The following is a 13,674-nucleotide window of genomic DNA, read 5'->3' on the forward strand; positions in this document are numbered from 1 at the left end:
GGGTTTCCCATGTGAGAGTAAGTCATCGCCAGCTCATTATTTAAACACCCCGACCCCGAAAGAGGCCGGGGTGTTTCCTTATGGGAAATTAATTAATAAATTGATTTAAATGCAGTAAGACCATAAAAAAGGACTCTTAGAGTCCTTTTTTTATAAAGAAAGAAAATTTCGAGCCCGTGCCAAGTTAGAAATGGGCTTCTAAACCGATATACGGACCCTTAAATTCAAACTTAAGATCATTGTTGTGATAATCCTCTAAATCAATATTAAATTAATTAGACTATCTTTATAACTGTCTGCGTGCATGTTTTAAAGCAGTGCGAAGACCTTCTTCTAGAGTAGGGTGATAGAATGGCTTCTCTAGAATGTCATTTAACGTCAATTCCTCACCTATTATCCAGCTTAATAAATGAGCCATATGTTCTGTTGCTTCTGTAAATAATTCAGCACCAAGAAGTTTTTGACTTTCTTTCTCTATATAAACCTCAATCGCACCTCTGTTTTTCCCAAGAACTATAGCTCTTCCTTGTCGTTCATAAGAGGCTTCACCTGTAATAAAATCTATACCATTGTCTTTTAGTTGTTTATAACTTTGCCCGACGATCGCCATTTCAGGATGACTGAATACAATTCCTAATGGGGTAAGCGTCTTAACTGAATTAACCTGTGGATAATTCAAACAGTTATAAACAACTTTTTTCCCTTCATGTGCTGCCTCATGTTGCAGTGGTGTTGAGGTATAAGCATCACCAACGATAAAAATTGGATATGTATCTAACTGCTTGGTTTTTGTATTTATAGGTAATAACTTAATATCTTTAAAAGAGTTATCAATATTTTCTAGTTTTAGAGTATCAATTAAACTCGTACGGCCTGTTGCTGCTAAAACATATTCAACTTTGAGAATTTTCTCTGTTTCATCAAGTTGGTAAGTTAATACAGCGTTTTCTTCACTGCATTTAACCTCACTTGGTAAAGTCTCGAAGAGAATTTTTAACTCTTTCCCTAGCTCTTTTTGCGCAAGTTGTTGAAGCCTAGAACTAGTAAGTACTCCAATTCGTTTACTACGAGCAAAGATTGTAGTTTCTACACCTAAACGATGCATTGCTTGAGCAATCTCAAGGGCAATCACACCACTACCAATGACGGCAATAGATTTAGGCAGTGTTTTTAACTCAAATATTTGATCTGTTGTTATAAGTCGATTACCAAGTTCTTGCTTCCAGGTTTGATCATAGTTAGGAGTTGAACCAACCGCCAGAATAAAACTTTTTGATTGGTACGGTTTCCCGTTAACTTCTACAGTCTGTGCATCAATAAAATGTGCTTTACCAGAAACTTTATGTTCAGTTGGCCATTGTTCTACATCTTTTAAAGTTGCTTGCGTAAAACGATCACGTAAAGTTTGTACGTGCTGCATCACTTGATCTGTATTAATTTTTGCAGATACCTCCAAACCAACCTCTTGAGCATTTTGAATGTCAAACATACGGTTTGCTGTAGAGATGAGGACTTTACTTGGCATGCAACCTACACGAGCACAAGTGGTATCCCATGGTCCATCATTTATAATTAAAATATTATTGGTATGTTTAACGGCTTCTTTATATGCGCTAATACCAGCAGTACCTGCGCCAATGATAATAATATCGAACATTGTCATTAAGCTATTTTAATAGATATTTAGAATATATAGAAAAACCCTCTTGAACAGAGGGTTTGATTCTAATTATTAGCTTTAAAATGTAAATTTTTGCATAAAAGGTGTTTTTAAAGTGGTTGAAACAGTCCCATTTTGATTAATAGATTGACCTTCAATACTTATACCATTAATGATATGTTTAAAATTTAATGCAGTTCCATTCGGAGACTGTTTAAAAGTGAAAATATTTGGTCCTTCTAAATAAACACTGCCATTAAATTTTTGTGCATTCGTTGTTGGAGATTGATTCTCAACGCGACTTCCTTCAATACCAGTAATACTTGGTAGACTCAATACTTGATTGCCACTGAGTTTCACTTGATATGTCGCATTGTTCGTATTGCCTGGAGTAGAGTTCACAATGAATGAAATTGGCTCTGCAAAAGGAACATTTGGATTATCATTAATAAGTACGTTGAAACCAGAACCACTCTGAACTACGTAGAGATCACCATCAGTTGATGTATTATCTTTATATACACTCATTGCACCAGTAGTAACTTCTTTTTCAGTCGGTTGACCTGTATCTGGATCTTGAACAATAGTCGATGTAGTGATTTTATAATCACTTGTTGTTGAATTAATTAATACGAATCTTTTTTGTTTGGTTTGTTCAAGACCCCATGACTGTTGGAATGGATATGCAAAGGCTCCAGTAATTGTTACATCTTGGAAGTTCTTATCATTATTTTCATTTTGAAAAATATAAATTCTGGTATTTGATTGATAATCCTCTAAATTTGGAGATGTATTGTCATTCGCCAGTTTAATATTTTTTAAATCATCTGCTGTAATATCAAAGTCCCAATCACTATATCCAGTGAGTAAACTTTTAATTTCTTCACCTTTAAATACATAGCAAGCGCGGTAGTCTGTAGTACTTTTAATAAAGCATTTATCACGATAGTGGTCGGAGTACTTGGTAAGATCTACTTTGCGAATATCTAAGGTTAACTTGAGTGGACCTTGAGCAAAGGTATCTAGTGCGTGATCAATGTAACCTTTTGATAGTTTTTCATCGTTAAGATCATAGGCGCCAAACAAATATTTTCCTTCTTGCTTTACGCTATTTAAAACAGAAGTAGCCAATTCTTGATCTGGTGATGGAGTGGTTGGTGTTGTTGTAGAGCCAGAACTTGAATTTTGGTTATAGTAGCCATCACCGCCACCTCCACCACAAGCTGTCAAAAAAGCAGCCAAAGTAATCCCACATACCCCATGAGTAAGTTTCATCATTATCCCCAATTAAAATGATAAGTTATTTAAAATAATTTTTTAGATTTATAAAATAACATATATTTCATGAGGTTGCTCATTATATTTATGAGCAATTAGCTAATTAAATTCTTGTACCCATAGTTACTCCAACCGTAGGTTTTACTTGCATTGAGGAGCATGCTGTAAGAATTAAACAGCTTAAAAGAGCGAATATAAATTTATTCATAAAAATTAATAATTGATTCAAAAAAGATTTAAATACTTTAGATCAATATTATTTTTAGTTCTGTTGAATTCGTGCAGAGATATACAAAATAAGTTATCAAAAAACCCTACTTTAAGGAAGAAATAGGGTTTTATGGAATATTAATTTCTTAAAATTAGTCGTCTAATAAATCCATCTGTTTTGCTAATTGATATAGATTATTTGAACGGTTTCCTGTGCGGCAAAACATAAGTACAGGTTTTGGCAACTCATTGTAATGATTAGCAAAAGTACGTACATCGAGTTCCGTAATTTGTCCAGCTACAACAGGTTGATAAACATAGTCTAGACCTACTTGGCGTGCTGCTTCTTCAATTTGAGCACTTGTAGGCTGTTCTGGGCCACCTTCCATATCTGGTCGATTATTGATAATCGATTTAAATCCTTTTTCTACAACTTGGCCAACATGCTCTGGACCAATTTGACCTGCGAAACCAACATTATCTGACATTTCGTCACTCCAAAATTTAACAAAACCTCTTATGCTGTATCATAGCATTAAGCTTAACCTGAGATACAAGACACTCTTGTGTTGTTCTGACTGAGAAAGTTATGTCTTATAGCTAAGTTATAAATTTTAAAAACGATCATCGCGCTATTTTAAAATTGGTTATTCATATTTTATTTCAACGGAGCACATATGCACGCTTATACGGTTGAGCCTTTATATGTTCCATGTGGTCAGGAAACGATCGCAGCTGATTTTTATATTCCTAAAACAAATAAGAAATCTGCCGTAATTATTATGGCCCATGGTTTTGCTGCGTTGCGTCAATTTAAATTAATCCAATATGCTCAGCGGTTCGCCCAAGCAGGTTATGCTGTTATTTTGTTTGATTATCGATATTGGGGTGGGAGTACTGGCAAGCCTAGAGAAATGGTCTCAATCAATTCACAATTAGAAGATTGGAAGACCGTTATTCAATATGCTTCGACCTGTAAGCTTGTAGATAACCGAAGGATTGTACTGTGGGGAACTTCTTTAAGTGGCGGATATGCACTAAGCCTAGCTTCTGAATTAAAGAATATTCAGGCAATTTTAGTGCAAATTCCTTATGTAGATGGCGCTGAAACTGCCAAGCTCTATCCTTTGCAACGTTATCCTCAAGCATTGAAGTTATCGAGTCAGGATTATATGGGATCAAAAATGGGACTTAATCCAAAGAGGTTGCCTGTGGTTGATCAACATAATTTATGCTTTATGCCTACAGCAGATAGTTATTATGGCTATCTATCGATTGTGAATCCTGACTATTATTGGAGCGGGGAAGTCCCAGCTCGCGTCTTCTTTAATTTGATGCGATACCGTCCAATTCAAGTTGTACGTCAGATTAATATTCCGGTTTTATTTATTGCAGCCCAAAAAGATTCACTTATTCCTATTGAGTCCAGTCGCGAAGCCGCGACAAATATTGCACCTTTTGTGAGTTATCATGAGTGGGATATGAAACATTTTGATATCTATCACGGTTCATGGTTTGAAAAAGCAGTGATAACCCAATTAGAATTTTTACATCAGCATATAGGAGTGATGTAAATGATTATTGTATGTGCATCGTGTGGTGCTAAAAACCGAGTTCCGGAAGAAAAACTTCCTGAGCAACCAAGCTGTGGGCAATGTCATCAGCCATTACTAGCGCTTGCACCTATTGAACTAAATGAGCAAAATTTTAGTAACTACATCACGAATAGTGATTTACCTATTCTCATAGATTTATGGGCAGAATGGTGCGGACCCTGTAAAATGATGGCTCCACATTTTGCGCAGGTCGCAAAACAGAATCCAGGCGTTATTTTTGCCAAGATTGATACCGAAGAATCTCCTCGCTTGAGCCAAGCTTTTCATGTGAGAAGTATTCCGACACTTGTCTTAATGAATAAAACGACAGAGGTCGCGCGTATTAGCGGTGCATTACGTGCGCCTGAATTGCAGCAGTGGCTCGATCAACAACTTCAAACGAATTTCGGGAGCTAAGGTGTCAGAAGCTTATACCAAACCAGAAGGAATTTTATCCTTACAAACGATTGCCATGCCAGCAGATACAAACTGGAGTGGTGATGTGTTTGGTGGATGGATTGTGTCACAAATGGACTTAGCTGGAGCAATTCACGCAGAACGTTTCAGTCGTGGCCGTTGTGCTACGATTTCCATTAATCAAATGACCTTTTTGGTTCCGGTAAAGGTTGGCTTTGTCATTAGCTGCTATACCAAAATCTTAAAAGTTGGAAATACTTCTATTCAGATGCAAATTGAAGTTTGGGATAGTCATGATGACTCTCGTGCGCCAATTCGTATTACTGAAGGGGTCTTTACCTTTGTAGCAGTGGATGTAAAAGGTAATAAGCGTCAAATACCCGAAGAAGCAAGACAAAAGTTTTTAGATACTCAATAAAACGTATAAAGCCTGAATATCAGTATTCAGGCTTTAATTTAGACAAAGAACTCATTTTTAGAATTAAAACATCGTATTGGTATTTTTGCTTTGCTCAGGAATATTTTGTATTACATCCCAATGTTCTACGATTTTTCCATTTTCGACACGAAATATATCAATAATCGCTCTTCCTCGATCTTTTTCATTTTCAGTCGAATGGACATGTAAAACGACAAGATTACCTTCAGCAATCGCACGTTTAATCTCATTTTTAGCTTGAGGATTCTTTTGGAATTTTTCAGTGAAGAAATTAACAAAAGGTGCTTTCCCATCTGGCACATTAGGATTGTGCTGAATATATTGTTGACCAATATAACGGTCTGCATATTCTCTGACTTTATGTTTTAAAAAGACGCCTTCATAAAAGTCGATGACTATTTTTTTGTTTTGAGCGCTTACTTTATCTATCGCTTCTGATTTGGTCGAAGTTAATTTACTGGTTTTAACGTGAGGTTCAGTCGCATGAGTCGTTATTGTTGTAAATATTAAACTGGTAAATAAAGAGGAAAGAATCAGTATTTTTTTCATTTTGACCTCAAGATACAAAAAATAATTTTTATATCTTGAGGCAAATAAAAATCTAAAAATACTTTAGATTAGTTATTATTTCTTACGTTTAGGTAACCATGCCCACAGCATCTGGCACTGGATTGGTTCATTGCCTGCATCATCAATGACTGTAACCGGAATCACAAGTTCACCTTTCTCATTAGCTGCAATAAACTTTTGCTGTTCAGCAGACAATGTTGCTGTAGCAGTCAAACCACCTTCAACCACTTTTAAATAATCTACATGCAATGATTTGATTAATAAAATGCGGTTATCAGGAATATGTAAACCCGTTAGAAAACCTGTTGCAGTCTCTGCTAAAAGAGCCATCGCCGCAGCATGTACTCCTTTAATATGATTCTGCATGTTTTTCTGGTTTTCTAAACGGACTGTAACGTGGTTTGAGTCTACTTCCAGATAGCGGATATTTGCTGTACCAACCATTGGCACGATACGACCAAACGCCTTGCTCCAAAGCGTGCTCCGAATACCTTTAGGGAATTTTGAAGTCGCTTTTACCAGTTTTGATAGACGATTGGATTGAGACATGGAATTACCTTAGCTTTGAATGTCACGAAAAGAGATTAATCTTTAAAGTTATTAAACTGTAATGGCACACCAAATTGCTGTTCACGTAAAAAATTCATGACTTGTTGTAAAGTGTCACGCTTTTTATCTGTTACACGAATTTTGTCGCCTTGGATAGAAGATTGCACTTTAACGCCACTTTCTTTAATGGCTTTATTAATTTTTTTTGCAGTATCTGAGTCAAGACCGTCTTTAAGTTTAATTACTTGTACAAAATTTTTGCCTGAAGCAGCAGCTTTTTGTGGATCAAGTGCTTGTACATCAATTTTACGTTTATAAAAGTGATTTTCTAACATGTTGTAAACTTGTTCACACTGGAAATCACTTTCTGTACTGATTTTAATTTCTTTATTTTTTTCGTTTATTTCGACTGAAACATCATGACCACGGAAGTCAAAGCGTGTTGCAATCTCTTTTTGTGTGTTTTGTACAGCATGATTAACCTCAAATAACTCTAATTCAGAGACAATATCGAAAGAAGGCATAGTTTAGACCTTTACAAAGTGAAAGAATATTTGAGATGCTAAGAGGGTTTTCTTCATTTGCCAAGTGTTGTTTACATCAAAGGAGTGCACAATGATCCGTAAACAAGAAATTACAACATTTGAATTCCCAGAAAATGCTGTTATCTGGGATGTCCGTGATACTAATGCTTATGCAGAAGGGCATGTTAAAGGTGCGGTGAATCGCCCGATTAATGATTTGAATGCTGATATTTTGAACCAGGTCTCTGCGGGTCAGCCGATTTATATTTTATGTGGTGGTGGTAGCAAAGCTCCTCGTGCAGCTGAGAAACTAGAAGGATTGGATGCCTCGCGTGAATATGTCGTGCTGATGGGGGGGACACGTGCAGCTCGTGATGCTGGCTTGCCTCTAGAGCAGGGCGCATAAAAAAAAAGCACCCTAGGGTGCTTTTTTATTGAAGAGAACTATTGCGGTTTGTGTGGTTTGAAATACGGCTTTTTAGGTTTTACTTTTTTTTGAAATCTTTGTGGATTCAGTTTTTGTAATAAGCTGTCCGGTACTGGGCAAGCCTCTCCTAATATCTGGGCAACCAAGATCTCGCTGCATAGCGGAGCAAATAGAAAGCCCTTAGAACCAAGACCTGCAAAAGTAGCAATTCGACTATTCTCAAGCATTTTTCCAACAAGAGGAAAATAATCTAAGCTTTGTGCACGGATAGATGCACGGCCTTGCCATGTCGAAGTGGATGGTAACTTTTCTGCATATGCAGGGAATACACTGTGGATTAATTCAAAGTTATGCACATGGTCTTCGGGAAGCACATCTTCATCTTCACGATTTGGGTAAAAAGATGCACCTAAAATCATCTGTGAAGCATCAAGTTGCATGCAATACCCACCATAGCTATAAGCTTCATTTAAAGGCAGGGGAGCAAAAGAATTATTAACCCAACTCACTTGTCCGCGTATTGGTTTTAACTTTGGATAGCTTTCAAATAAAGCAGCACTTCCCCGAGCACAGCACACAACAACATGGTCTGCCTCAGCAATAACCTCATTATCAGTATGCAATTGCACTTTATTTTCAAAAGGAACCAGTGCTGTGACATGGGCAATTTTTAGAGCAATTAAAGGGTGTTGTAAAATTTCATCACGTAGTTGATGTGGTGAAACAGAACCCGCTTCGGTTAGTGAAATGCTAGAATATGCGGTTTCAAGTGAGTTTGTTGAGTGGGTAACAACTTCTGCTGGATATTGGTTTACAAGATCGAGAAGTTCATCCGCATTTTTCAATGCGATTTGTTGTATTTGAAGTGGACGGAATGCTTGAAAATTTTTATAAAAATTTAAGGCATGTTGCCAACTTAAAGTCATGAGATGTTCATGGCTTTGTTCAATCGGACATAGTTTAGGATTAAGCAATGCCAAAGGGTTTCCAGAAGCGCCAGATAATGCTTCTGTTTGCTCATATAAGGTGACTTGATGCCCGCGTGCTGCAAATGCCCACGCCGTAGTTAAACCTGCTACACCAGCTCCTATAATCGTAATATGCTGCTGTTCATTATCCAATGGCTGAACTTGGTCTGATTGTGAGGATTCATCATCAGATTGAGATGGATTCCAGATAGCTTTGAGCATTTCCCGTTTATGCCGAAAACCACGTGGACGAGAAATACTAACACCATGTGCTTTTAGCCCACGTTTTAAAACACCCGCGACACTAAAAGAGGAAAATGTGCTGCCATAGTCAGAAAGACGAACAATATGGTTTAAAACATTTTGTTCCCACAGCTCTGGATTGCAAGAGGGCGCGAAGCCATCTAAAAACCAAGCATTCACTGATTTAGTTTTCGCTATGTTTGGGAAAATGTCTTGTGCATCTCCTAGCCATAGGTCGATGCTAAAACGCTCGTTAGGAAAAGTTAAGCGATGACATCCAGCAATAGGGAGCGGATATTGTTCAATTAACTGCTCTGCAAGTGGTTTAAGCTCATCCCAGACATTTAAAGCACGAATAAGGTCAGCTTTACTTAATGGAAATTTTTCAACACTAATTGCATGTAAATGACTTTGATTATCTGGACGAACTTGTTGCCAAAGTTGCCAAAGTGCAAGAATGTTTAAACCCGTACCAAAACCGGTTTCTCCTACACTGAAATATTCAAAATCTTTTAGATGGGCTAAGCGTTCTGATAAGTCATTACCATTTAGAAAAACATGTCGTGTTTCAAGTAAGCCATTATCTTTAGAGAAATAGACATCACCAAATTGTTTGGAAATGGGAACTTCGATACCATCGATTAATTCCCAATCCAGTTCTGCTGTTTGGATACGGTTTGATACGTTCATTTGGTTTAATAGATTGCTTGGATTTACCACTGACGTCGACGTTTTGTATGGATATAACTAGCGATAAAGAATCCTAGCAATACGCCACCCGCTAAGGTAACCGCACCATATAAAAACATTTGCGCACTACGTTCGCTTTGTAAGACTTGAACCTGAACAGAGAGGCTGTCGTTTTTTAACTGTAGCTCTTGGTTCTGAGCGAGTGCTTCAAGATTGGCATGTTCTAACTGTTTTAAGCGAGATGCCTGATCTTGAACTAAAGCTTTGATTTTCGCATCTTGCTGTTGTTTATTCTTTGCAAGTTGCTCAGCCGTGAGTGGTTTTGTTGCGGTCGACACCGTTGTAGAAGCTGTTGGAACTGGTTGATTCGCAGCCTGAGTTGAAGGCGCACTTGGAGGAGTCGTTGCTGGTGTGGCAGCAGGTTCAACTGCACTAGCAGTTGAACAGATCAAACACAAGCCAAGAAAGCTTTTGATTGCAGGGTGCATATGATTACCCTTTTGGAAATGCTTTATTAAACGGTTTTACATCAATATGAGCGTAAATGCCTTCTTTGAGAAATGGTTCTTCTTTTAACCATTCGTCTAATGCTTCGCGACTGTCGAACTCAACAATCATGGTACTACCATAGAAGCCTGCTTGTGGATCATTAGGATCTTTTGGCATAGCACCCGCTGTAACAAGACGACCTTCATCATCAAGTTTTTGTAAACGTTCGATATGCTGAGGGCGTATTGCTAAGCGCTTCTCTAGAGTTCCTTCGTTATCGGTACAGCTTAGAACAAAAAAAGGCATGTGATCGTATCTCTGTAATCAATCAGGAATCATTTTAAGCTTCAGGTGACTTAAAATGTTTACGTAAAATAATGAACTGAATAATGATAAATGAAAACATCACAATCATGTCACCAAATGCAGTGAATTCACCCCAATATTTTCCGCCATGAAATAAAAATGCAAAGAACACATGCAAACAAGACATCACCACAAACATGACTGCCCAAGCGAAATTTAGATTTTTCCAACCTTTTTCACTTAAGTCTAAAATAGGATCAAATAAACGTCGTATGAGTGGCTTACGATCTTTACCAAACCAAGGTGAAACCAAGAATGCGCCTGCAAAAACCAAATTCAAAATTGCAGCTTTTAGACGAATATAGAAATCATCACTTAGCATAAGAGTGATGCCACCAAAAATCACAGTCATAAACAATACAAACCATTGTTGTTTATCTAGACGGAATTTTTGGAAAACAAATAGGGCACCATATACCACGAGCATTGAAATAATTAGACCAGTAGTTGCTACAAGAATATTATTATTATCTGCACCACCAGCAGACCCGATCAGTTTAAGTAAAGGATGCTGTGCGTTAGCTGGATCAACTGTTTTATATAAATAGAAGAAAATAATTAATGGAACAAAGTCCAGAAGTGCTTTCATGTTAGAGTATCTGATCAGGTTTGGTGAATGGCATAGTATAAAAGATGCAAGGCATAGATTTACATACACATAGCAATATTTCTGATGGAACTTTGTCTCCGGAATTACTGGTGCAAGCTGCTATTGATGTGAATTTGCATACTTTGGCTTTAACTGATCACGATACAATGGATGGATTGCAGCGAGCTAGAATTGCAGCACAAGGTCATGATTTAAAAATCATTTCTGGTACTGAGATTTCGAGTCAGTGGTCACGCCCAACAACCAAAAAAAGTTATGGCGTACATATTGTTGCTTTAAACATGCAAGATGAAGCCCCAATTTTAGAAGCATTAGAACAACAAAAAAGAGTTAGGGCGCAAAGAGCTAAAGTCATTTGCGATTTATTAGAAAAATGTATTGGTTTTCAAATTTATGAAGATGTTCTTGCCAAAGTTGAAGATCAGGCTGACCGTGTGACAAGAACTCACATTGCTAAAACATTGGTCGAGAAGAATATTGTAAGCCGCCCTCAACAAGCATTTGATCGTTTCTTAAAAGAGGGAAGACGTGCCTTTGTTAAGTTTGAAGGGTTAGGATTAAAAGAAACAATTGATGTGATCCATGAAAGTAAAGGGCTGGCGGTTTTAGCTCACCCAACTCGTTATGATTTATCCGCAACTAACATTCGATATTTAATTGAATTGTTCGCAACTTCAGGTGGAGATGCAATTGAGCTACCTCCACCCATGGAAACGTTATCTACTCGCCAGATGGTCGATCGGATGATTGAGCAATATCAATTAGCTGTATCGATTGGCAGTGATTTTCATGGTGAAAATATGCCATGGATTAAACTGGGAAATACACCTAAACCAACGGCTAATCAGCAAGGTATTTGGGAACGTTTTCTCTAAGAGACTTTAGAGCAAATTGTTATCTTGAGCCTGAATTGGTGGTGGGGTAGGTTTACCCAAAGTTCCTAAAAGCTCAATTTCGATACTACGTACCATCGCATCTAAAGGTAAATCATTACTTTGAGTTCCGAACGGCTCTTCAATTTCCGAACTTAGTGCATCAAGTCCTAAGAATGTATATGCCAAAATTCCAACCAGAAGCGGTGTCGCTAAACCAAGCAAAGAACCCAGACTAAACGGCAACATAAAACAGAAAAAATAGACAGTACGATTGAGCAAAACTGAATAGGCAAATGGAATAGGTGTATTAGCGATTCGGTCGCAGCCAGTTTGTACGACACTTAAATCTGAAACATTTTTATTCATTTGCGCATAGATGATGTCAGAGATTTCACCCTCTTTAAGCGCTTGTAATAATTCCCAGTGAATAAGGCTCAACGTGTACTGAGGGGCATTATTTTGCTGATAGAGTTGGGTGAGTGCTTGCTGACTCATACCACTGGTTTGAATTAACTCAGTTGGGTTCGCAGTCTGACGACGTAAACGATCACGTAACACATTAGCAAAAACAATCACATGCTGAATAACACGCTCTCGACGAGCTTGAGTTAAAATACGACAGTCACGGTCAAAATGGCGCGAAGTTGCAATTAAAACACCCCATAATTTTCGGGCTTCCCACCAACGGTCATAACATGCAGTATTTTTAAATCCTAAGAAAATAGAAAGTACGACACCAATGAGCGTAAAGCCAACTAAAGGAATTTCTGGAAAGCGGTATAGATTGATATATTCCACGCCACCAATGATTGACGAGATCAACATAACAACACCTAGAGAGGGAAGAATTTTAGGTAAAATCGTTCCTCGCCAAGAGAATAAAACTTTGAAAATACTAGGTTGATCACGAACAATCATTTTATTTTAAGCATCACTATTTTTGTTTTGATCTTCTAGGCTTAGTTAAGCTTTGTCAATATTATTGAACTGATCTTGTTGCGGGGTTGAGCAGTTGTTGTTCAGCAAATGAAAAGCTTCCTTCCGGGGAGATAATAAAATGATCTAGGAGCCGTATTTCAACAAGTTGGCAGGCATGTTCGAGTTGCTGAGTTAAGGTAATATCTTCGGCAGAAGGCTGCGCTGAACCAAATGGATGATTGTGTGCAATAACGAGTTGGCAAGCATGTTGTTGTAAGGCGTATCGTAAAGTTTGATTGACCGAGACAGCACAATGCTGCATTGAACCAAAAAATAGCTTTTTAAAATGAAGCTTTCTTAATTCTGGATCTAGACACAGCACGGCAAAGACTTCTTGTTTTTCACCTTTTAATTCATAGCGTAAATAATCTAAAACTAAATCCGAAGAGTGAAGACTAAGATTATTCTTGTGGAAGTGATGATCGAGATAACGCCGTCCAAGTTCTTTAACTGCCAGTAATTGAGAGTATTTCGTTGCTCCAATTCCATTAAATTGAGTTAATTCACTTAACGATGAATCAAACACTGCATTTAGGCTACCAAAGTGTTGAATGAGTAAACGTGATAATTCGACTGCTGAATGTTGCCTTGAACCTGAGCGAAGAAAAATCGCCAATAGCTCCGCATCAGAGAGACTTTGAGGGCCTTGTTGCAATAACCGTTCTCTTGGCCGCTCTTGTTCGGGCCAATTTTTAATAGAAGTATTCATATTCCCCAGCATAATTCGCTTAAAATTTTATTTTGTTTGCCCAATCAATCTTGGGTCTGCGCGTATTTAATGCTATT

At 37.7% G+C, this 13,674-nt stretch carries 18 protein-coding genes and 1 pseudogene; 5 read left to right on the forward strand and 14 right to left on the reverse strand.

Features of this window, described 5'->3' with window-relative positions; all coding sequences use genetic code 11:
• Nucleotides 1-184: 184 nt before the first annotated feature.
• From ACT53H_RS15190 to ACT53H_RS15210, 5 genes and pseudogenes are all read right to left on the reverse strand, one after another.
• Nucleotides 185-268, reverse strand: a pseudogene (locus tag ACT53H_RS15190) (TIGR04219 family outer membrane beta-barrel protein); the annotation flags it as partial.
• Between the two features lie 18 nt (nt 269-286).
• A complete protein-coding gene (locus tag ACT53H_RS15195; RefSeq protein WP_476009571.1) occupies nt 287-1,657 on the reverse strand; it encodes a dihydrolipoyl dehydrogenase in 1,371 nt (456 codons plus the stop codon).
• An 81-nt stretch (nt 1,658-1,738) separates the two neighbouring features.
• On the reverse strand, nt 1,739-2,935 hold the full coding sequence (locus tag ACT53H_RS15200; RefSeq protein WP_476009572.1) for a hypothetical protein: 1,197 nt from the start codon (nt 2,933-2,935) through the stop codon (nt 1,739-1,741).
• 106 nt (nt 2,936-3,041) lie between these two features.
• The gene (locus ACT53H_RS15205; RefSeq protein ID WP_371864353.1) at nt 3,042-3,146 is read right to left on the reverse strand and encodes a lipoprotein; all 105 of its coding nucleotides are present in this window, start codon (nt 3,144-3,146) and stop codon (nt 3,042-3,044) included.
• 154 nt (nt 3,147-3,300) lie between these two features.
• Nucleotides 3,301-3,636, reverse strand: coding sequence for a protein tyrosine phosphatase family protein (locus ACT53H_RS15210; RefSeq protein WP_002116083.1), 336 nt, complete (start codon nt 3,634-3,636; stop codon nt 3,301-3,303).
• 189 nt (nt 3,637-3,825) lie between these two features.
• Here ACT53H_RS15210 and ACT53H_RS15215 point away from each other — a divergent pair, with 189 nt between their 5' ends.
• The 3 genes from ACT53H_RS15215 to ACT53H_RS15225 are packed head-to-tail and all read left to right on the forward strand — an operon-like array spanning nt 3,826 to nt 5,578.
• Complete coding sequence (locus ACT53H_RS15215; protein WP_005309502.1) at nt 3,826-4,722, forward strand: alpha/beta hydrolase; 897 nt, start codon at nt 3,826-3,828, stop codon at nt 4,720-4,722.
• The gene (gene trxC / locus ACT53H_RS15220) at nt 4,723-5,160 is read left to right on the forward strand and encodes a thioredoxin TrxC (RefSeq protein ID WP_238612514.1); all 438 of its coding nucleotides are present in this window, start codon (nt 4,723-4,725) and stop codon (nt 5,158-5,160) included.
• Nucleotide 5,161: 1 nt separating this feature from the next.
• Complete coding sequence (locus ACT53H_RS15225) at nt 5,162-5,578, forward strand: acyl-CoA thioesterase (protein WP_151964273.1); 417 nt, start codon at nt 5,162-5,164, stop codon at nt 5,576-5,578.
• Between the two features lie 63 nt (nt 5,579-5,641).
• Here ACT53H_RS15225 and ACT53H_RS15230 read toward each other — a convergent pair whose 3' ends face one another.
• The 3 genes from ACT53H_RS15230 to ACT53H_RS15240 all read right to left on the reverse strand — a co-directional run bounded on the left by ACT53H_RS15230 (nt 5,642) and on the right by ACT53H_RS15240 (nt 7,242).
• Nucleotides 5,642-6,148 carry a nuclear transport factor 2 family protein gene (locus ACT53H_RS15230; protein ID WP_174728727.1) on the reverse strand — a complete coding sequence of 169 codons (507 nt, stop codon included), beginning with the start codon at nt 6,146-6,148 and terminating at the stop codon, nt 5,642-5,644.
• A gap of 75 nt (nt 6,149-6,223) precedes the next feature.
• Nucleotides 6,224-6,718 (reverse strand): DUF4442 domain-containing protein, encoded by a 495-nt coding sequence (locus ACT53H_RS15235; protein ID WP_004789063.1) that lies wholly within the window; start codon nt 6,716-6,718, stop codon nt 6,224-6,226.
• Between the two features lie 35 nt (nt 6,719-6,753).
• Nucleotides 6,754-7,242 (reverse strand): YajQ family cyclic di-GMP-binding protein, encoded by a 489-nt coding sequence (locus ACT53H_RS15240; protein WP_004789065.1) that lies wholly within the window; start codon nt 7,240-7,242, stop codon nt 6,754-6,756.
• 91 nt (nt 7,243-7,333) lie between these two features.
• Here ACT53H_RS15240 and ACT53H_RS15245 point away from each other — a divergent pair, with 91 nt between their 5' ends.
• On the forward strand, nt 7,334-7,648 hold the full coding sequence (locus tag ACT53H_RS15245) for a rhodanese-like domain-containing protein (RefSeq protein WP_002116171.1): 315 nt from the start codon (nt 7,334-7,336) through the stop codon (nt 7,646-7,648).
• A gap of 38 nt (nt 7,649-7,686) precedes the next feature.
• Here the strand turns inward: ACT53H_RS15245 and mnmC are convergent, their stop codons facing one another.
• From mnmC to ACT53H_RS15265, 4 genes are read right to left on the reverse strand one after another with little or no spacing between them, the layout of a single operon-like run.
• Nucleotides 7,687-9,570 carry a bifunctional tRNA (5-methylaminomethyl-2-thiouridine)(34)-methyltransferase MnmC2/FAD-dependent 5-carboxymethylaminomethyl-2-thiouridine(34) oxidoreductase MnmC1 gene (mnmC, locus tag ACT53H_RS15250; protein WP_476009573.1) on the reverse strand — a complete coding sequence of 628 codons (1,884 nt, stop codon included), beginning with the start codon at nt 9,568-9,570 and terminating at the stop codon, nt 7,687-7,689.
• Between the two features lie 23 nt (nt 9,571-9,593).
• A complete protein-coding gene (locus ACT53H_RS15255; protein WP_004789069.1) occupies nt 9,594-10,058 on the reverse strand; it encodes an SH3 domain-containing protein in 465 nt (154 codons plus the stop codon).
• A 4-nt stretch (nt 10,059-10,062) separates the two neighbouring features.
• The gene (locus tag ACT53H_RS15260; RefSeq protein WP_004789071.1) at nt 10,063-10,365 is read right to left on the reverse strand and encodes a YciI family protein; all 303 of its coding nucleotides are present in this window, start codon (nt 10,363-10,365) and stop codon (nt 10,063-10,065) included.
• Between the two features lie 34 nt (nt 10,366-10,399).
• Nucleotides 10,400-11,014, reverse strand: coding sequence for a septation protein IspZ (locus ACT53H_RS15265; RefSeq protein WP_174758367.1), 615 nt, complete (start codon nt 11,012-11,014; stop codon nt 10,400-10,402).
• Nucleotides 11,015-11,058: 44 nt separating this feature from the next.
• Here ACT53H_RS15265 and ACT53H_RS15270 point away from each other — a divergent pair, with 44 nt between their 5' ends.
• Nucleotides 11,059-11,910: a PHP domain-containing protein gene (locus ACT53H_RS15270; RefSeq protein ID WP_174758366.1), complete on the forward strand. Its 852-nt coding sequence runs from the start codon at nt 11,059-11,061 to the stop codon at nt 11,908-11,910.
• 6 nt (nt 11,911-11,916) lie between these two features.
• On the opposite strand, the gene ACT53H_RS15275 is transcribed toward ACT53H_RS15270, so the two are convergent.
• Nucleotides 11,917-12,828 (reverse strand): bestrophin family protein, encoded by a 912-nt coding sequence (locus ACT53H_RS15275; protein WP_151964278.1) that lies wholly within the window; start codon nt 12,826-12,828, stop codon nt 11,917-11,919.
• A 61-nt stretch (nt 12,829-12,889) separates the two neighbouring features.
• Nucleotides 12,890-13,609: a RadC family protein gene (gene radC / locus ACT53H_RS15280; RefSeq protein WP_151964279.1), complete on the reverse strand. Its 720-nt coding sequence runs from the start codon at nt 13,607-13,609 to the stop codon at nt 12,890-12,892.
• Between the last annotated feature and the right edge of the window lie 65 nt (nt 13,610-13,674).

Source organism: Acinetobacter sp. DMC2, from assembly GCF_056314305.1.